At 71.9% G+C, this 17,854-nt stretch carries 16 protein-coding genes; 3 read left to right on the forward strand and 13 right to left on the reverse strand.

Annotated features, from left to right (window positions below; translation table 11 throughout):
• Positions 1-20 precede the first annotated feature (20 nt).
• From cobA to ACFY0F_RS18085, 8 genes are all read right to left on the reverse strand, one after another.
• Entirely contained in the window at positions 21-1,265 is a 1,245-nt protein-coding gene (gene cobA / locus ACFY0F_RS18050) for a uroporphyrinogen-III C-methyltransferase (RefSeq protein WP_388794525.1), read from the reverse strand.
• A gap of 138 nt (positions 1,266-1,403) precedes the next feature.
• Complete coding sequence (gene cobT / locus ACFY0F_RS18055) at positions 1,404-5,168, reverse strand: nicotinate-nucleotide--dimethylbenzimidazole phosphoribosyltransferase (protein ID WP_388794528.1); 3,765 nt, start codon at positions 5,166-5,168, stop codon at positions 1,404-1,406.
• A gap of 347 nt (positions 5,169-5,515) precedes the next feature.
• Positions 5,516-6,730, reverse strand: coding sequence for a precorrin-6y C5,15-methyltransferase (decarboxylating) subunit CbiE (cbiE, locus tag ACFY0F_RS18060; RefSeq protein WP_388794531.1), 1,215 nt, complete (start codon positions 6,728-6,730; stop codon positions 5,516-5,518).
• A 145-nt stretch (positions 6,731-6,875) separates the two neighbouring features.
• Positions 6,876-7,514 (reverse strand): GNAT family N-acetyltransferase, encoded by a 639-nt coding sequence (locus ACFY0F_RS18065; RefSeq protein ID WP_388794534.1) that lies wholly within the window; start codon positions 7,512-7,514, stop codon positions 6,876-6,878.
• Between the two features lie 155 nt (positions 7,515-7,669).
• Positions 7,670-8,500 (reverse strand): MetQ/NlpA family ABC transporter substrate-binding protein, encoded by an 831-nt coding sequence (locus ACFY0F_RS18070; protein ID WP_388794537.1) that lies wholly within the window; start codon positions 8,498-8,500, stop codon positions 7,670-7,672.
• Between the two features lie 64 nt (positions 8,501-8,564).
• The gene (locus ACFY0F_RS18075; RefSeq protein ID WP_388795250.1) at positions 8,565-9,287 is read right to left on the reverse strand and encodes a methionine ABC transporter permease; all 723 of its coding nucleotides are present in this window, start codon (positions 9,285-9,287) and stop codon (positions 8,565-8,567) included.
• A 20-nt stretch (positions 9,288-9,307) separates the two neighbouring features.
• Positions 9,308-10,408 (reverse strand): methionine ABC transporter ATP-binding protein, encoded by a 1,101-nt coding sequence (locus ACFY0F_RS18080; RefSeq protein WP_388794540.1) that lies wholly within the window; start codon positions 10,406-10,408, stop codon positions 9,308-9,310.
• A 354-nt stretch (positions 10,409-10,762) separates the two neighbouring features.
• The gene (locus tag ACFY0F_RS18085) at positions 10,763-11,413 is read right to left on the reverse strand and encodes an HAD family hydrolase (protein ID WP_388794543.1); all 651 of its coding nucleotides are present in this window, start codon (positions 11,411-11,413) and stop codon (positions 10,763-10,765) included.
• An 85-nt stretch (positions 11,414-11,498) separates the two neighbouring features.
• Here ACFY0F_RS18085 and ACFY0F_RS18090 point away from each other — a divergent pair, with 85 nt between their 5' ends.
• Both ACFY0F_RS18090 and ACFY0F_RS18095 read left to right on the forward strand, forming a co-directional pair.
• Positions 11,499-11,858 (forward strand): hypothetical protein, encoded by a 360-nt coding sequence (locus ACFY0F_RS18090; RefSeq protein WP_388794546.1) that lies wholly within the window; start codon positions 11,499-11,501, stop codon positions 11,856-11,858.
• Between the two features lie 56 nt (positions 11,859-11,914).
• Positions 11,915-12,283, forward strand: coding sequence for a hypothetical protein (locus tag ACFY0F_RS18095; protein WP_388795253.1), 369 nt, complete (start codon positions 11,915-11,917; stop codon positions 12,281-12,283).
• Here ACFY0F_RS18095 and ACFY0F_RS18100 read toward each other — a convergent pair.
• The 3 genes from ACFY0F_RS18100 to ACFY0F_RS18110 form a co-directional block, all read right to left on the reverse strand.
• Entirely contained in the window at positions 12,273-12,770 is a 498-nt protein-coding gene (locus ACFY0F_RS18100; protein ID WP_388794549.1) for a GNAT family N-acetyltransferase, read from the reverse strand. The two genes, ACFY0F_RS18095 and ACFY0F_RS18100, sit on opposite strands and share 11 nt — an antisense overlap.
• Before the next feature lie 45 nt (positions 12,771-12,815).
• Complete coding sequence (locus ACFY0F_RS18105) at positions 12,816-13,322, reverse strand: RNA polymerase sigma factor (protein ID WP_388794552.1); 507 nt, start codon at positions 13,320-13,322, stop codon at positions 12,816-12,818.
• A 76-nt stretch (positions 13,323-13,398) separates the two neighbouring features.
• A complete protein-coding gene (locus tag ACFY0F_RS18110) occupies positions 13,399-14,604 on the reverse strand; it encodes a glycerophosphodiester phosphodiesterase (protein ID WP_388794555.1) in 1,206 nt (401 codons plus the stop codon).
• Between the two features lie 369 nt (positions 14,605-14,973).
• On the opposite strand from ACFY0F_RS18110, the gene ACFY0F_RS18115 reads away from it, so the two are divergent.
• The gene (locus tag ACFY0F_RS18115; protein ID WP_388795256.1) at positions 14,974-15,645 is read left to right on the forward strand and encodes a lysophospholipid acyltransferase family protein; all 672 of its coding nucleotides are present in this window, start codon (positions 14,974-14,976) and stop codon (positions 15,643-15,645) included.
• 87 nt (positions 15,646-15,732) lie between these two features.
• Here the strand turns inward: ACFY0F_RS18115 and ACFY0F_RS18120 are convergent, their stop codons facing one another.
• Positions 15,733-17,259: an MFS transporter gene (locus ACFY0F_RS18120; protein WP_388794558.1), complete on the reverse strand. Its 1,527-nt coding sequence runs from the start codon at positions 17,257-17,259 to the stop codon at positions 15,733-15,735.
• Positions 17,256-17,807, reverse strand: a complete 552-nt coding sequence (locus ACFY0F_RS18125) for a TetR/AcrR family transcriptional regulator (protein WP_388794561.1) — start codon at positions 17,805-17,807, stop codon at positions 17,256-17,258. The genes ACFY0F_RS18120 and ACFY0F_RS18125 overlap by 4 nt, the downstream gene beginning before the upstream one ends.
• Between the last annotated feature and the right edge of the window lie 47 nt (positions 17,808-17,854).

The raw sequence follows: 17,854 nt of genomic DNA on the forward strand, positions 1-17,854 counted from the left end.
AACGGGTGGGTTACCCGCGGTTACTCGGGGAGGAGCGCGGAGGGGGTGGTTCCCACCGCGACCACCTCGCCGATGACGATGACCGCGGGGGGTTTCACGTCCTCGGTACGCACGGCGTCCGCGACCGTGGCGAGGGTCGCGTCGACGCGGCGCTGGGCGGCGGTCGTGCCCTCCTGGACCAGGGCGACGGGCGTCTCGGGGGACTTGCCGTGGGCGACCAGCGTCTCGGCGATCTTCCCTATCTTGTCGACACCCATCAGGATCACGAGGGTGCCGGTGAGCCTGGCCAGCGACGGCCAGTCGACCAGGGAGCGCTCGTCGTCGGGCGCGACATGGCCGCTGACCACCGTGAACTCGTGGGCGACCCCCCGGTGCGTGACCGGGATGCCGGCCGCGCCGGGCACCGAGATGGAGCTCGAGATGCCGGGGACGACCGTGCACGGGATCCCGGCCTCGGCAAGCGCCTGGACCTCCTCCATGCCCCGGCCGAAGACGTACGGGTCGCCTCCCTTGAGGCGTACGACGGACTTGCCCTGCTGGGCATGCTCGATCAGCGCGTTGTTGATGGCCTCCTGGGCCATGAAACGGCCGTACGGGATCTTCGCCGCGTCGATCACCTCGACGTGCGAGGGGAGTTCGGCGAGCAGGTCGCGCGGGCCGAGGCGGTCGGCGATGACGACGTCGGCCTCGGCCAGGAGACGCCGGCCGCGGACGGTGATCAGGTCCGGGTCGCCGGGGCCGCCGCCGACCAGGGCGACGCCGGGGGTACGGGTGCGGTGGTGCGGTGCCACCAGGGTGCCGTCGCGCAGCCCCTCGACGACCGCGTCGCGGATCGCCGCGGTGTGCCGGGGATCACGGCCCCGGGCGTCGGTGGTGAGCACGGCGACGGTGACGCCCTCGCTGTGGCCGGTGGCCGGGGTCCAGGCGGTCGCCGCGTCGGCGTCGTCGGAGCGGACGCACCAGACGCGGTGGCGTTGGGCTTCGGCGGAGGCGGCGGTGTTGGCCTCCGGGTCGCTGGTGGCGATCAGGGCGTACCACGCGTCCGCGAGGTCGCCTTCCGCGTAGGGGCGCCGCTCCCAGGTGATCTCGCCCGCGTCCGCCATGGCCTCGACGGACGGGGTCGCCTCGGGGGACACGAGGTGGATGTCCGCGCCCGCAGCGATCAGGGCGGGGAGGCGGCGCTGGGCGACCTGGCCGCCGCCGAGGACGACGACCCTGCGTCCGGTGAGGCGGAGGCCTACGGGGTAGGCGGGGTGTTCGGCCATGGGGTACGGCTCCTCGCGCAGGCGGTGCTGATGGGTCGCTGCTGCGTCGGAGCGGCCCTGACGTGCGGATTTTATGGTGTGGGCGGGGCAGGCCGCGCGGGGGTCCGGTGGCTGAACACCGGACCCCGCCGCTGGGGCCTACTTCTCCGTCACCCCCGCCGAATCGAACGTGGCCACCTCGTGCATCGCTCGCGCCGTGCTCTGCACCAGCGGCAGGGCGAGCAGCGCGCCCGTGCCCTCGCCGAGGCGCAGGTCGAGGTCGACCAGGGGGCGCAGGCCCAGCTTGTTGAGGGCGGCCACGTGCCCGGGCTCGGCGCTGCGGTGGCCGGCGATGCAGGCGGCGAGCACCTCGGGGGCGATCGCGCGGGCGACCAGCGCGGCGGCACCGGCGCTGACGCCGTCCAGGATCACCGGCGTACGCAGCGAGGCGCCACCGAGGAGCAGGCCGACCATGGCCGCGTGCTCGAAGCCGCCGATCGCCGCGAGGACGCCGATGGGGTCGGCCGGGTCCGGCTTGTGCAGTTCGAGGGCGCGGCGGACCACCTCGGTCTTGCGGGCCAGGGTCTCGTCGTTGATGCCGGTGCCACGGCCCGTCACCTCGGACGGGTCCGCGCCCGTGTAGACGGAGATCAGGGCGGCCGAGGCGGTGGTGTTCGCGATGCCCATCTCACCGGTGAGCAGGGCCTTGTTGCCGGCCGCCACCAGGTCACGGGCGGTCTCGATGCCCACCTCGATGGCCTGCTTGGCCTCCTCGCGGGTCATCGCGGGACCGGTGGTCATGTCGGAGGTGCCCGCGCGGACCTTGCGGGGCAGCAGGCCGGGCGTGGCGGGCAGTTCGGCGGCCACACCCACGTCGACGACGCAGACCTCGGCGCCCACCTGGCCCGCGAAGGCGTTGCAGACCGCTCCCCCGCCGAGGAAGTTGGCCACCATCTGGGCGGTGACCTCCTGCGGCCAGGGGGTGACGCCCTGGGCGTGCACACCGTGGTCACCAGCGAAGATCGCGACGGCGGCGGGCTCCGGGATCGGCGGCGGGCACTGGCGCGAGAGACCGGACAGCTGCGCGGAGATGATCTCCAGCATGCCGAGCGCGCCGGCCGGCTTGGTCATCCGCTTCTGCCGCTCCCAGGCCTCGCCGAGCGCCTTGGCGTCCAGCGGGCGGATCTGGGAGACGGTCTCGGCGAGCAGGTCGTGCGGGTCCTCGCCGGGCAGGGCCCGGCGGCCGTAGGTCTCCTCGTGCACCACCCAGGACAGCGGGCGTCGCTTGGACCAGCCGGCCTGCAGCAGCTCGGGCTCGTCCGGGAACTCGTCGACGTATCCGACGCACAGGTAGGCGATGACCTCCAGGTGCTCGGGCAGGCCGAGGGCACGGACCATCTCGCGCTCGTCGAAGAAGCTGACCCAGCCGACGCCGAGGCCCTCGGCGCGGGCGGCGAGCCAGAGGTTCTCCACGGCGAGCGCGGCGGAGTAGGGCGCCATCTGCGGCTGGGTGTGCCGGCCCAGGGTGTGCCGGCCGCCGCGGGTCGGGTCGGCGGTGACGACGATGTTCACCGGGGTGTCGAGGATGGCCTCGATCTTCAGTTCCTTGAACTGCTTCGCCCGGCCCTTCGGGAGGGACTTGGCGTAGGCGTCGCGCTGGCGCATGGCCAGTTCGTGCATGCTGCGCCGGGTGTCGGCGGACCGGATGACGACGAAGTCCCAGGGCTGCGAGTGGCCCACGGAGGGCGCGGTGTGGGCCGCCTCCAGGACGCGGAGCAGCACCTCGTGCGGGATCGGGTCGCTGCGGAAGCCGTTGCGGATGTCGCGTCGCTCGCGCATCACCTTGAGCACGGCCTCACGCTCGGCGTCGTCGTAGCCGGGCGCGGCCGGGCCGGTGGGCTGTCGGGCTTCCGCCACTTCGGCCGTGCTCTCTTCCTGGTCGGCGGCCCTGGTGTCCAGGTCCTCCGCGTGCTGTACGACGTCGGGGTGGGGCTCCTCGTCCCGGTGCGCCGAGGCCTGGTCGGCCTCCCGGGGGGCGGGGACCGTGGCGAGGTGGGGGCTGTCCGGCACGGAGCCCTGCGCGGGCACGAACGCCCCCGGCTGCTGGTCCGGCTGGGCCTGCGCGGGCACGCTGCCGGCCGCCGCGGCGGGGTCGGCCTGGGCCGGGATCCGCTCGGCGGCGGGAGCCGGGGATTCAGCGACGGGCGCGGACGCCTGGACGGGCGGGGCCGGGGGCTCGTCGGCCGGCTGGACGGCGGACGCCCTGGGGCCGGTGCCGTCCTCGGTGCGCACGGGCTCGGGCGTGGCGGCGTCGGGGATGCCCGGCTCCGCGGGGCCGGCCTCAGGGGCCTGGGGCCCGGCGTGCGGCTGCTCCGGTACGAGGGTGGCGGGCTGCGGCTGGGCATCCGTCAGGGGGTGCACCGACTGAGGCCCCTGGACCTGCTCGGGAACGTCGTGGCCGGTCGGCGCCGTCGGTACGGCCTCCTGAGCGACCGGGCCCGGCTCGGCCTGCGGGGGCTCGGCGGCGGGCGCGGCGGCCGGGACCGGTTCGGGAGCGGTGGCATCCGACTGGGCCTCGGCGTCCGGCACCGGCGTGTCCTCGGGCGACGGAACGTGCTCCGGGGCCTGGACCCCGTCACTGGTCCCAGCGGCCTCGGTGACTTCGACGGCCTCGGCGGTGGGGTGAGCGTCGGCGGCCTGGACCGCGGACTGGACCGTGAGCTCGGCAGGCTCGACGGGCTCGACGGGCTCAAGAGCCTCGACGGGCTGCTGGGTCTCCGTGATTCCGGTCGGAGCCTCCTGGACCTGTGCCTCTTCCAGCACCGGCGCGTGCACGGCCTCCGGAGCTTCGGGGGCTTCGGGGGCTTCCGGGAGCGGCTCGCCGAGCGCATCCACCTGCCCGTCGACCGGGACGTCCTGCGGTGCGGGCGCCTGTTCGATCGCCTCGGCGTCCGGGACGGGCTGCGCGTCCGCGGGGGCCGGCACCGCCTCCGCGAGGTGGGCGGCCTCCGGGCCCTGGACGGGTTCGGGGCCGGGGACGGCCTCTGGTTCCGGTGCGGCCTCGGAGCCCCGTACGGCACCGGGCGCGTGGGCCGCCTCGGCGCCCTCGTCTCCGGCTGCCGGGTACGCCCCGGCGGCTTCATGGGCGCCCTGCGCCGGGTCCGTTTCCTGAGCGGCCGGCCCGGTGCCCGTCTCCTGCGCCGCCGCGTGCGCGGCGGCAGCGGCGGTCTCGGTCGTGGCGCTCGCGGTGGCCGCCTGCGCGGCAAGCCTGGCCAGGGTGGCCTGGGCCGGTCCGGAGGGGTCGGCGGCCGGAACAACCGTTTCGGCAGCCTCCGCCGGAGGGCTCACCTGCACCTGGGGCGCTTCCTGGGGCGCCGCCTGAGCCGGACCCCAGGGTGCCGCGCCCTGCGGGGCGAGGTCACGCAACGGTTGCGCGTCGAGGTACTCGGGGCCGGGGGCCGGCGGGCCGGGCTGCCGTACGGGTGCCCCGGCGGGGCCGCGGTCGGCGAGCGAACGGACCGGGCTCGCCGAGGCGTCGGGAATCGGCGGGCCGAGGTGCAGGGGGCGTCTCGGGACCGCCGGGGCCGTCGCGGGGTCGTGCGGAACCGAGAGGATCGGGGACGGCGGGACGGAGACGGGACCGGTCTCGGGCAGGCGGACGCCGCCGAGGTCGACGGAGCCGCTGTCACGGCCGTCCCTCTCGTGCGGCTCCGGCTCGTGGACGGTCTCCACGACCGGCTCCGGAGGAGGCGGCGGTACCTCGTTGCCCCATGCGCCCTGGGCGCCCGGCAGCAGCAGGTCTTCGTCCTCGGCGGTGGTCTCGGAGAGGTAGGTGTACGCGCCGTGTGCGGAGACGCCCGGCTGTTCCACCATGCCTGCGCTCTCCGGCAGCCCCTCGCCCGGGACCTGGCCGGTGTCCGTCATGCGTACCCCTCGCCCATCGGTTAGTGCTCCCTACGACCAGCTCATCCGGAACGGCGCACCGACCGCCCCGCAGTGAAGAACGAGCATGCGTGCCCAGCGGCACGAACGACCCGCCCGGAAAAGGCGACAAAGCCATTCAGTGGCATTGTCCCGGCCGTGCCGCCGTCACGACAGCTTGATCCGCGACAGCCCGCTGTGGACTGCGCCACGTTGCGCGTCCTCCGGTTCTGCCGTACCACACCCGTCCCAAAACAGGCGGGTTTTCCGGACATTGGCGAACGAATTTCCGGACCACCGGGTGCGGTACAACGATCGGCCAGCCTACCGCGAGCGGTACGACAACCGGATCACGGGGCGCGGTCGGCCAGTACCCCACTGAGCAGGAACGCAACGCTCCGCTCCGTCTCCGTCCAGGCCCGCGTGTCGAGTTCGACCGACTGCAGCAGGGCGCATTCGACCCGGTAGCCGTGCTCGGTCAGGTCCCGGCCGACCAGTTCGGCGGCGTCGCGGGTCGCGGCGTGGGTGACGATGCGTTGGGGGCGGCGGTCGGCGACCGCGGAGACCACGGCCGCTCCCCCGCCACCGACGCGGACCACGTCCGGCTCCGGCAGGTTCTCCAGCACGTGCGGGGCGGTGCCGCGCACGACCTGGAGCTGTACGCCGAAGCGTCGTGCGGCCGTCTCGGTGCGGGCGCAGGCCTGCGGATCCTGGTCCACGGCGATGACGGCGGCGCCCGCGCGTGCCGCCTCGGTGGCGAACGCGCCGCTGGCGCACCCGATGTCCCACACCAGGTCGCCGACGCGCGGTCCGAGGCGGGCGAGTTGGGCGGCGCGGAGCAGATCGGCCTCCCCCTCGCCGAGCCCGCCGCCGTACGCCTCGTCGGGCAGCACCCAGCCGCGTGGACCCGAGCCCGGTTCGCGGCCGGCGATCCAGCCGTCCCCCGCGGCGGCGGGGCCGGCCGTGCCGCCGATGACGATGACGACGTTGGGGTCGCGCCAGGTGTGGTCGGCGGCGTTGTCGGAGGTGACGACGGAGACCCGCTCGCGTTCGGTGCCCAGTTCCTCGCAGATGACGAAGGTGCGGTGGACCCCGTCCAGGAGCAGCCCGAGTTCGGCGGGCCCGGCGCCGGGTGAGGTGAGCACGGCGACCTTGGCGTGGGCGCGGCACACGTTCACCGCGCGTCGCAGGGTGCGCCGGTGTGCGACGACCACTTGGGCGTCGTCCCAGGGCATGCCGGCGCGGGCGAAGGCGGCGGCCACGGAGGAGACGGCGGGCACGACCTCGACCTCAAGGCCGAACTCCGGTGCGCGCAGGGTCCGTACCACGCCGAAGAAACCGGGGTCGCCGTCGGCGAGCACCACCGCGGTGCCACGGTGGGCGGCGATGCGGCGGGCGGCCAGGGGAACACTGCCGAGGCGGACGCGCTCGGCGGCGCGGGGGATCTCGGGGAGCGCCAGGTGGTGGGCCGCGCCCGCCACGAGAGTGGCGGCGCCGAGCGCGGAACGTGCCGCGGCGGTCAGCGGCGAGCCGTCCCAGCCGATCACCGTGACCCGGTCGGCCATCGTCGTCAGTCTCCAGATTTTCGCAGGTCGTCAGCGTACGGTCGCCCACAGGCGGGCTCCGTGAGGGTACCTGGCGGTGCTGCCGGCGCGCGGCGGGCGGGTCGCCGTGGGTTCCGTCCGGTCCGTCGCCGCCGTTCGTGTCTCGTCAGTTCCAGTCGGAGAACGACGTGAAACCGCCGGTGTCGGCGAGCTGTTCGCCCGCGCCCTCCAGGTCCTCCGGGAGGAGGCTCCACACGATGAAGTCGGTGCGCGCCTCGGTCCAGGTGCCGTCCTCGGTGCGGACGCGGGCTATGCAGGCGTTGCGCAGGACGCCCTCGCTGATGCAGCCGATCTTCTGTGCGACCTGCTGGGAGGCGGTGTTGCCGGCGGCGGTGCGCAGTTCGATGCGCTCGAACTTCTGGTCGCCGAGCAGCCACTGGGCGGTGGCGAGGGCGGCCTCGGAGGCGTATCCCTCGCCGCGGGCCCAGGGGGCGATCACGTACGACAGTTCGGTGGACCGGATGTGCCAGTTGGTCTTGGTCAGTTGGACGACGCCCACCAGGCGCTGGGTGAGGAACTCGGTGACCGCGAGGTCGAGGCCGCGCCCCGCGGCGCGCTCGGCGGGGGCGTACTCGCCGATCCAGCGGCGGGCCTGTTCCTCGGTGTAGGGCTGGGGGACGTCGGTCCAGGCCCCGACCTGCTCGTCGTTCATCATCTCGGCCAGGGCGGGGACGTCGTCCTCGTCGAGGGGACGCAGCACCAACCGCTCCGTGCTGATGGAGATGCTGGGGAAGGTGCTCGTCATGCGCCGCTCCGTAACCTTCGGTACAACCGCTACAACCGCTACAACCGCTACAACAGGGACTGCTGAACTGCCCAGCATGCAGCATGAAATCCCTCGGCCGCACAACGGGGTCCACTCGTAGTGAAGGAGCGGACCCCGTGCGTGGCGATATGGGATCAGAACGACGCGATGACCGAACCCTGGTACTTGTCCTCGATGAACTTCTTCACCTCGGGCGAGGTCAGGAGCCTGGCAAGCTTCTTGACGCGCGGGTCCTTCTCGTTGCCCTTCTTCACCGCGAGGAAGTTGCCGTACGGGTTGTTCTTCGGGGACTCGAGGACGAGCGCGTCCTTGGCGGGCTTCAGGCCCGAGGAGATGGCGTAGTTGCCGTTGACCACCGCGGCGTCCACGTCGTCCAGGGAGCGCGGGGTCTGGGCCGCCTCGACCTCCTTGAACTTGAGGTTCTTGGGGTTCTTGGCGATGTCCTGCGGGGTCGCTTCGTTGCCGACGCCGTCCTTGAGGGTGATGAGCTTGTTGGCGGCGAGCAGCTTCAGGGCGCGCGCCTCGTTGACGGCGTCGTTGGGGACGGCGACGGTCGCACCGCTCTTGAGGGCGTCGGCCTTCTTGACCTTGTGGGAGTACAGGCCGAGCGGCTCCAGGTGCACCGTGACGACGGGCACGATGTCGGTGCCGCGCTTCTTGTTGAAGTCGTCCAGGTAGGGCTGGTTCTGGAAGTAGTTGGCGTCCACCGAGCCGTCCTCGGTGGCCGTGTTCGGCACGATGTAGTCCTGGAACTCCTTGACCTGCAGGTCGAGGCCCGCCTTCTTCGCCAGGTGGTCCTTGACGTAGTTCAGGATCTCGGCGTGCGGGGTGGGGCTGGCGGCGACGACCAGCGGGCCGCTGTAGTCGGCGGCGGCGGAGTCCTTGCCCGAGCCGCAGGCGCCGAGCCCGAAGGTGAGGCCTCCGGCGGCGAGGACGGCGGTGGTGAGCTTGGCGGTGTTACGCACGAAAAGTGCCTTTCCTGGGGTGGTGCGGCCCCGCTGTGGGTTCGCGGGGAGTCCGAGGGGGTGTTCAGGCGACCTTGCCGATGTCGGCCGCCGCCGGCTCCTTGGCCCTGAGCAGGCGGAGCTTCGGTGCGGGTCCGGAGCGGCCGCCGCGCCGGTGCAGGGAGCGGGCCGCGTAGTCGCCGGCGAACTGGATGAGGGAGATGACCACGGCGAGGATCGCCACGGTGATCCACATCAGCTGGGTCTCGAAGCGCTGGTAGCCGTAGCGGATGGCGATGTCGCCGAGGCCTCCGGCACCGACCGTGCCGGCCATCGCGGAGTAGCCGATGAGCGCCACGATGGTGGTGGTGGTGCTCGAGATCAGGGAGGGCAGGGACTCCGGTACGAGCACCTTGCGCACGACCGTCCAGGTGTTGCCTCCCATCGACTGCACGGCCTCGACGAGCCCGCCGTCCACTTCGCGGACAGCCGTCTCGACCAGACGCGCGAAGAAGGGGATGGCGCCGATGGCGAGCGGCACGATGGCGGCCTCACGGCCGATGGTCGTTCCGGTGATCGAGCGCGTGAAGCCCATCAGGGCGACCATGAGGATGATGAACGGCATGGACCGGGCGACGTTCACGATCTGCCCGATGACCTTGTTCGCGACGAGGTTCTGGAGCAGTCCGCCCCGGTCCGTGAGCACGAGCAGGATGCCGAGCGGAAGTCCGCCGACGACGGCGATCAGCGTCGACCAGCCGACCATGTAGAGGGTGTCCCAACAGGCCTGGGACAGCAGGGGCTGCATCGCGGACCAGTCAGTCCAGCTCACTTGGCACCTTCCTTCACCAGTGCGCGCTCATGGCCCTCGTTGCCGACGACGTCGATCTGGAGTCCCTGTTCGCGCAGGAAGCCGATCGGCACGACGTTGTCCTCGTAGTGGCCGGGCAGTTCGATGCGCATGCGGCCGACCTGGAGGCCGCCGACGGTGTCGATGGCGGCACCGAGGATCGATATGTCGATGTTGTAGGTGCGCGAGAGCTGGGAGATGACCGGCTGGGTGGCCGCCTCGCCCTGGAAGGTGACGTCCACGACGGTGCGGTCCGCACCGGCGGCCTCGCCGCCCACCGGGAACAGCGCGGCGGCCAGTTCGGAGCCCGGGGTGGCCAGGAGCTCGCTGACCGTGCCGGACTCGACGACGCGCCCCTTCTCCATGAGTGCGGCGGAGTCGCAGATCGACTTCACGACGTCCATCTCGTGGGTGATGAGCAGGACGGTCAGTCCGAGCTGCCGGTTGAGGTCGCGCAGCAGCGTCAGGATCGAGCGGGTGGTCTCCGGGTCGAGGGCGCTGGTGGCCTCGTCGGAGAGCAGCACCTTGGGGTCGCCGGCCAGGGCGCGGGCGATGCCGACGCGCTGCTTCTGTCCGCCGGAGAGGTGGGCGGGGTAGGCCTTCGCCTTGTCGGCGAGGCCCACCAGGTCGAGCAGTTCCAGCGCCTTGCGGGAACGTTCCTTCCCTGACTTGCCGAGGATCTCGAGCGGCAGCTCGACGTTGTCCTGGACGGTCCGGGAGGACAGCAGGTTGAAGTGCTGGAAGACCATGCCGATCCGGCTGCGGGCCCGGCGCAGTTCCCGGCCGGCGCGCGGTCCGCGCCCGGCGAGGGCGGTGAGGTCCTGTCCGGCGACGGTGACCGTGCCGGCGGTGGGGCGCTCCAGCAGGTTGACGCACCGGATGAGCGAGGACTTGCCGGCGCCGGACTGGCCGATGACGCCGTACACCTCGCCTTCGCGGACGTGCAGGTCGACGCCGTCGAGGGCGGTGACCTCCCGGCCGCGGGATCGGTAGACCTTGGTGAGGCCCGATGTGGTGATCACGTGGGTTTCCGTCACTGTCGAGTGCGCGGGCGTGGATATGCCCGGGCACGGGTGCATTCGTTCAGGGACGCGGCACGGTTCTCGCGGTGGCGATGGAACCGGAAGAGAACATGTGCGCGGGGCGCGGCTCAGGTCACGTACGGCTCACGGCGTACGAACGTGCCACGCCGGCTCGCTTCGGGGCGCGAGCCCGGGGGTGGTGCAGGGGCCCTCTAGAAGGCACACATTCGGCACGTGCGACACAGACAACGAGCACCGGGCGTCATGGTCGCCTCGGTCGCAGGGGTGCGGCAGCTCGTCGTGGTCATGCGATCAGTAAACCAGACGTACGGTCCTGACAGACCGCGCCCGTCCACATGCTGGACAGCCGTGGACAGTCCTGGTCGGCCGTGGACGGGGGACGGTGCGGGGTCAGTGGCGGGCGGATATCCGGATTCCCCCGTCGGTGACCAGTGCGGAGAGGGCCGCCAGGTTCTCGACCACCAGGTCGGCGACCAGCTCGTGGGTCTGATGGGTTGTGGTCAAGGCCACGGTGGTCATCCCGGCGGCGCGGCCCGCCTGGAGCCCTGCGGGGGCGTCCTCGAAGACGACGCAGCGGGCCGGGTCCACGCCCAGCCGGCGGGCCGCCAGCAGATAGGGCTCGGGATCGGGCTTGCCACGGGTGATGTCGTCGGCGGCGATCAGCGACTTGGGCCGGATGCCGACGGCGTCCAGCCTGGCCCCGGCGAGCCGCCGGGTGGCGGAGGTGACGACGGCCCATGAGTCGGCGGGCAGCAGGTCGAGGAGGTCCTTGGTGCCGGGGAGGAGGTGGACGCCTCCGTTCGGTACGTCCTCGACCTCGAGCTGCTCGACCCGGGCGACGGCCTCCGGCACGAGGCCGGCGGGCAGCAGGTCGGCGACGATCTCCACGGCGGGCCGTCCGTGCAGCTCGACCCGCCCGAACTCCTCGGCCGTGATCCCGTACTCCCGCGCCCATCGCGTCCAGCAGCGCTCCACGGAGGCCAGGGAGGAGACGAGGGTGCCGTCGTTGTCGAAGAGCAGGGCTTGTGCGTGGATCGTCATGGTCCCGACCCTACGAGCCCCGCGCGCCCCGGCCGACGGGCGGCCCGCGCGCAGCGGACGGTACGGCCCGTAATAGGGTCGCCGCATGCTCAATGTCCTGACGCTGGTGACGGGGGTCGCCGCGCTGTTGCTCGCCGCGTGGTGCGGATGGGCCGCCTATCGCGACCAGCCGACCAAGGACTGGCACTTCATCGGGATGGCCGTGGTCACGCTGCTGGCCGTGGTGCAGCTGGTGATCGGGTTCGTGCAGCTGGCGCGGGGCGAGAAGCCGGAACAGGGCACGACGATCTTCGTGGCGTATCTGCTGGGCGCCTTCGCCTGCGTGCCGGCGGCGGGTTTCATGTCGCTGGCCGAGCGGACCCGCTGGGGCTCGGTGACGGCCGCCGCCGGCGGCGTGGTGCTGGCCGTGCTCGAGGTGCGGCTCTATGACATCTGGGGAGGATGACCGTGGACACCGCTCAGGACAAGCCGGCGCGGACGCGGCTCATCAGCGGTCCGGGGATGCTGCTCGTCTGGTTCTACGGCGTGATGGTGGTCGGCGCGGTGTCCCGTTCCGCGTACCAGATCGCGACGGACTTCGGCCGGGCGCCGCTCGCCTACTCGCTGTCGGCGGTGGCCGGTGTCGTCTACGGCTTCATCACGTACACGCTGGTACGCGGTGGGGAGACGGCCCGCAGGGCGGCACTGGTGTGCTGTGCCGCCGAGCTGGCGGGGGTGCTGATCGTCGGTACGTGGACCGTGGTCGAGCCGTCGGCCTTCCCGGACGCGACCGTCTGGTCCGACTACGGCATGGGCTACGTCTTCATCCCGGTGCTGCTGCCGCTGTCCGCGATCTACTGGCTGCGGAAGTCCCGCACGGTCACGCCGTAGCCGCGTACGTCCCGGCCTGCTTCTCCAGGACGATCATCTCGACTCCGTCGGTGCCCTTGGACGTACCCACCGTCTGGTAGCCGACCCGGCGGTACAGGCGGAGGTTGCCCTCGCTGCGGCGGCCGGTGTGCAGGCGGAACCTCGTGGCGCCGCGCTCCTGGGCCAGGGCCTCCTCGGCCGCGCGCAGCAGCCGGGCGCCGATGCCGTGGCCCTGCAGGCGCGGGTGGACGCAGAGCCTGCTGATGCAGGCCTCGCCGTCCTCGGTGATCCGGCCGCGCACCGAGCCGACCACCTCGTCCCCGAGCCGCGCGACGAAGACGCAGTCGGAGACGACCTCCTGGCGGACCGAGTCGAGGCTCTGGACGAGCGGGTCGATGCGGTAGTTGCCGTACAGCGCGGCCTCACTCTGGAAACACAGGTACTGGAGCTTGAAGATCTGCTCCGCGTCCTGCTCGGTCGCCACCGAGATGGTCACGCTCATGCCCATGTGCGCACGCCTCCCGCTCACCTGATCACCGGTCGTTCCTCACTCCTATCCCCGCACTTCGCGGGCCGCAACCTCCGGCGCCAGCAAACGTCGAAGACATCCCAGACATCTGGAACGTTCCGGGCCGAGACTGCCCTGTGAGATACCCAACTCCCCCGCGATCTCCCGGTAGGTGAGATCCCGTGCCGACAGCAGGACCTCCATCAGCCGGGGACAGCGGCCCGGAAGCCGGCGCACCGCGTCGCGCAGGGCACGCCGCCGGGCCGCGGCGAGCGCCAGTTGCTCCGGGCCGCGACCGCTGTCGTCGGCGGGTTCGTCGCCGTACGGGCGTTCGTGACGGGTCGTACGACGGCTGCGGCGCGCTTCGGCACGGACGGCCCTGCGCAGCCAGCCCTGCGGATCGGCCGGCGGCCCGTCCGTCTCCAGCCGCTCCAGAAGGCGGAGCCAGACCGCCTGTTCCAGGTCGCCCGGCTCGGCTCCGGCGGCATGCGCCTCGGCGCAGGCTTCGGCGGTGAGGAGCGGGCGCAGGGAGGCAACCAGGTCGTGCGTCATGTGCAGTGCGACGCGGCCACCCCGGGCGCAGGTTGCCGGGGCGGCCGTGAGTCTCCCCGAACGGGGGCCGGGCGGGTCAGCCGTTGACGAAGTCCGCGCGGGCGAGGACACCGGTGTCGGCGTTGTCGGTGAACACACCGTCGATGCCGGTCGCGAAGTACGCCTTGAACGCACCGAACGCGTCACCGTAGGCGTCGGCGCCGCTGCCCTTGCGGAACTCGGCGGGCAGGAAGGGGTTCTCGTTGCGCATGGTGTACGGATGCAGGATCAGCCCCACGGCGTGAGCGTCCTTGACCAGGGTGGTCGGCGTGGTGAGCTTGCCGTTCGCGTCCTTGGGGATGACCAGGTCCAGGGTCGGACCGATGCCCTGTGCGTAACCGGCGATCTCCCTGAGGCCCTTCGGCGTGATGAGATCGGCCACCGTGCGCGGATCGCCCGCCTCGACGAAGTCCCAGGGACGGCTGTCCGCCGCGGAGAGCAGCACGACGAGAGGGTTGTCGACCAGGGTGTTCAGACGCTGGATGCTGCTCGGCTCGAAGGACTGCAGGATGACCGGCGAGTTCCGCTTGTCCTTGCCGTACTTGCGCAGCAGCTTGGCCACCCGCTCCTCCAGGCCGAGGCCCAGCTTGCGGAAGTACGTCGGGTGTTTGGTCTCGGGGTAGATGAACACCTGCTTGCCGCGCTTGCGGGTCTGTTCGTCCTGCCATTTCAGGACTTCTTCGAACGTGGGGATCTCCCAGCGCCCGTTGTAGAGGGTGTTGTGCGGGCGGTTGGCCGGGATGCGCTCGACCGCGCGCAGCGTCTTCAGCTCGGCGAGCGTGAAGTCCTCGGTGAACCAGCCGGTGGTGGAGACCCCGTCGAGGACCTTGGTGGTCCTGCGGCCGGCGAACTCCGGGTGGGAGGCGACGTCCGTGGTGCCGCCGATCTCCGGCTCGTGGCGGCAGACGAGATGACCGTCCTTGGTGGGCACCAGGTCGCCCGCCTCGACGACGTCCGCGCCGAGGTCCAGGGCCAGCTGGTACGAGCCGAAGGTGTGCTCGGGCCGGTAGCCGCTGGCGCCCCGGTGACCGATGATCGTCGGCACGGGCAGGCTCTTCAGACCCGCGCCGTGGTGTCCGGCCGCCCTCCCGTCGGCGGCTCTGGCCACGCCGGGCAGCCCGAGGGCGGCTCCGCCCGCGCCGAGCACCGCGGCACCGAGCAGCGCCCGCCGTCCGGTGCCGTGCGCCTGTCCGTTCGCGTCCCGCTCGTTCGAGTCCCGCCCGTTCGAGTTCCGGGTTTCCATGAGGGCCCTCCAGCCGTCCGCCCATCGGTGCGGGCCGATCGTAGGGTCGTGGACATGACTCGCGGGAGACCTTGGTCCGAACAGGTGGGTGACGCCGGATGGCCTAGAAACGGCGGCATCTGACAGCCCGTCCGCTTCGGTCGGCGTACCCCGGGTACGCGCCCGGCCGAGGCCGAAGCGAGCGAGGTCCGTCACATCGTCGCGGTCGCGTTACGGGCGGCCGTCGGCGCGGTACCGCAGGTAAACCAGCGTCAACAGTGCGTAAGACATCGGTGAACCGGACGCGCCCGATGTGCGCTTCGCAGCGACCCGCGAGTATCGTCCTCACCTGCACAGACATATACCGGCCCCTTGACATCGGAGGAACCGTTGTCCCGCTTCGCGCTCATCAAGGCAGTGCTCGGACCGATCATGCGCCTGATGTTCCGCCCACAGGTGGAGGGCGTGGAGCACATCCCGGGCGACGGCCCGGTCATCCTGGCCGGCAACCACCTCACGTTCATCGACTCGATGATCCTGCCCCTGGTGTGCGACCGTCAGGTCTTCTTCATCGGCAAGGACGAGTACGTCACCGGCACGAGCCTCAAGGGCCGGCTGATGGCGTGGTTCTTCACCGGCGTCGGCATGATCCCCGTGGACCGTGACGGCGGGCGGGGTGGCGTGGCCGCGCTGATGACCGGACGGCGGGTGCTGGAGGAGGGGAAGATCTTCGGCATCTACCCCGAGGGCACGCGGTCGCCCGACGGCCGTCTCTACCGGGGACGTACCGGTATCGCGCGGCTGACGCTGATGACCGGGGCGCCGGTGGTTCCCTTCGCGATGATCGGCACGGACAAGTTGCAGCCGGGCGGGCGGGGCATGCCGCGGCCCGGCCGTGTCACCGTCCGCTTCGGTGAGGCGATGGAGTTCTCGCGCTACGAGGGCATGGACCGGGACCGGTATGTGCTCCGGGCCGTGACCGATTCCGTGATGGCCGAGGTCATGCGGCTTTCCGGGCAGGAGTACGTGGACATGTATGCGACGAAGGCGAAAGCCGCCTAGCGCCTCCGGCGGTTCGGCAATCAAATTCAGTGCGGGTGCGTGGGGGCTTGTCGCGCAGTTCCCCGCGCCCCTTAAGGGCGCTCCCCGTCACCCGGCGTCCTCAAGGCTCTGCTCCTTCAGCAGGAACCACGCGCCTACCGCCGTGGCCAGCAGGACTGCTGAGCCCGCGCCCGATGCCAGGTGCAGGCCTTGTACGAAGGAGTCGCGGGCCGCGGCCAGGAGGGGCTCGGCGGTGTGGGGTGGCAGATCCGCTGCCGCCCGCACCGCCGCGCCCAGTGACTCGTGTGCCGCCTCGGGGGTGCCCGCCGGGGCGGTGAAGTCGTGGTACGCCGCCGTCATGATCGAGCCGAGCAGGGCGATGCCCAGGGCGGCGCCGAGTTCGTAGGCCGTCTCGGACACCGCCGACGCGGCGCCCGCCTGTTCCTTGGGGACCGAGGCGAGGATGACGTCGGCGGTGACGGTGAAGGAGAAACCCGCGCCGACACCGACGACCAGCAGCGCGGCGCCGATGAGCGGGTAGCCGGTCGACCGGGTCGACGTCGTCAGCGCGGCCAGGGCGAGCCCCATGGCCGCGAGGCCGCCGGAGACGACGGCACGGACCGAGAGGCGCCGGGCCGCTCGGCCCGCGACCAGTCCGGCCACCACCGCGCCGATGCCGCCGGGCAGTTCGGCCAGCCCTGCCTCGAACGGGTGCCGGCCCTGGACGAGTTGCAGGTACTGGGAGAGGAAGAACACCAGCCCGGACAGGCCGAGGACGGTGAGCAGGTCGGCCACGACCGCACCGCTGAAACCCCGGTCGCGGAAGAGGCGCATGTTCAGCAGCGGGGCCGGAACGGTGAGCTGGCGGTGTACGAACCCGTAGAGGGCGGCCGCGCCCAGCAGGCCCACGCCGAGCGTGGCACGTGTGAAGCCGTGGGTGGCGGCCTCCTTCACCGCGTACACCAGGCCGATCATGCCGACCAGGGACAGGGCGACGCTGATCAGGTCCCAGGGGCCGGGGCTCGGGTCGCGGTACTCGGGGAGCGTGCGGATGCCGACGAGGACGAGCACCGCCATCACCGGCAGGTTGATGAGGAACACCGAGCCCCACCAGAAGTGCTCGAGCAGGAAACCACCCGCGACGGGGCCGACCGCCGTGCCCGCGGAGGCGGTGGCGCCCCAGATGCCGACGGCGAGGCTGCGTTCGCGCGGGTCGTGGAAGAGGGTGCGGATCAGGGCGAGCGTGGCGGGCATCAGCGTGGCGCCCGCGACCCCGAGCAGCGCCCGCGCCAGGATCATCAGCTCCGGCGTGGTGGCGTAGGCGTTGAGGACGGATATCGCGCCGAACGCGGTCGCGCCGCCGAGCAGGATCCGCTTGCGGCCGATGCGGTCGCCGAGGCTGCCCATGGAGACCAGCAGACCGGCGATGACGAAGGAGTAGACGTCACCGATCCACAGCAGCTGGGTGCCGGTGGGCCTCAGGTCCTCGCTGATGTACGGGGTGGCGAGGCCGAGGACGGTGGCGTCCACGGCCACCAGCAGCACGGCGAGCACGAGGACGGAGAGCGCGAGCCAGCGGCCCGGACGCTTCTCCCCCTCCCGTGTCACGCTCGCCGGCCGCAGGGTGCTGGTCATGGTTCCTCTCTCCGTAGCGCGCCGCCGAGCAGCAGCTCGACGATCATGTGATGGAAGTCCTTGGGGGCGCCCTTGCCGCTCTGCACGACCCAGATGCCGGAGGCCAGCAGGCCGTAGAGGGCCTCGGTCAGCCATGCGGGGGTGAGGTCGATGCGGAACTCGCCGCTGAGCTGACCGCGCCGGAACAGGGCGCAGACGCGGTCGTCGAGCCGGGACCAGCCCTCGTTCTGCTCCTCGCCCTCGAAGAGCTGGTTCTCGGTGTAGAGGAAGGCGAGCAGTCCGGCGGCCGGTTCGATCTCCTTCACGAACCGGCGCAGGGCTTCCTCGGCCGTGCCCTCGTCGAGCCGTGCGCCGTCCAGCGCGGCGTCGCACTCCTCGATGCCGAGCGCCTCCAACGCCCGCACGAGGGCGTCGCGCCCGGCGAAGTGGCGGTGCAGGGTGGCTCGGCTGATCCCGGCGGCCTTGGCGACCTCGTCCATGGTCGCGGTGGATCTGCGGGTCAGCAGGGCGGCTGCGCTGCGCAGCACCTGGTCACGGTCGACAGCCATGAGACAAGCATAGCTCGCATGAGACATTGCTGTCTCATGCGCATCAT

It is taken from the genome of Streptomyces sp. NPDC001544, assembly GCF_042894285.1.
GTDB lineage: Bacteria > Actinomycetota > Actinomycetes > Streptomycetales > Streptomycetaceae > Streptomyces.

Bases quoted from the DNA above. Each gene is read 5' to 3' on its own strand.
- ACFY0F_RS18075 (WP_388795250.1), bottom strand. From the start codon at position 9,287: ATGCAGCCCCTGCTGTCCCAGGCCTGTTGGGACACCCTCTACATGGTC.
- ACFY0F_RS18085 (WP_388794543.1), bottom strand. From the start codon at position 11,413: ATGACGATCCACGCACAAGCCCTGCTCTTCGACAACGACGGCACCCTC.
- ACFY0F_RS18080 (WP_388794540.1), bottom strand. From the start codon at position 10,408: ATGCACCCGTGCCCGGGCATATCCACGCCCGCGCACTCGACAGTGACG.
- ACFY0F_RS18100 (WP_388794549.1), bottom strand. From the start codon at position 12,770: ATGGGCATGAGCGTGACCATCTCGGTGGCGACCGAGCAGGACGCGGAG.
- ACFY0F_RS18110 (WP_388794555.1), bottom strand. From the start codon at position 14,604: ATGGAAACCCGGAACTCGAACGGGCGGGACTCGAACGAGCGGGACGCG.
- ACFY0F_RS18120 (WP_388794558.1), bottom strand. From the start codon at position 17,259: ATGACCAGCACCCTGCGGCCGGCGAGCGTGACACGGGAGGGGGAGAAG.
- ACFY0F_RS18090 (WP_388794546.1), top strand. From the start codon at position 11,499: ATGCTCAATGTCCTGACGCTGGTGACGGGGGTCGCCGCGCTGTTGCTC.
- ACFY0F_RS18065 (WP_388794534.1), bottom strand. From the start codon at position 7,514: ATGACGAGCACCTTCCCCAGCATCTCCATCAGCACGGAGCGGTTGGTG.
- cobA (WP_388794525.1), bottom strand. From the start codon at position 1,265: ATGGCCGAACACCCCGCCTACCCCGTAGGCCTCCGCCTCACCGGACGC.
- ACFY0F_RS18105 (WP_388794552.1), bottom strand. From the start codon at position 13,322: ATGACGCACGACCTGGTTGCCTCCCTGCGCCCGCTCCTCACCGCCGAA.
- cobT (WP_388794528.1), bottom strand. From the start codon at position 5,168: ATGACGGACACCGGCCAGGTCCCGGGCGAGGGGCTGCCGGAGAGCGCA.
- ACFY0F_RS18095 (WP_388795253.1), top strand. From the start codon at position 11,915: ATGCTGCTCGTCTGGTTCTACGGCGTGATGGTGGTCGGCGCGGTGTCC.
- ACFY0F_RS18125 (WP_388794561.1), bottom strand. From the start codon at position 17,807: ATGGCTGTCGACCGTGACCAGGTGCTGCGCAGCGCAGCCGCCCTGCTG.
- cbiE (WP_388794531.1), bottom strand. From the start codon at position 6,730: ATGGCCGACCGGGTCACGGTGATCGGCTGGGACGGCTCGCCGCTGACC.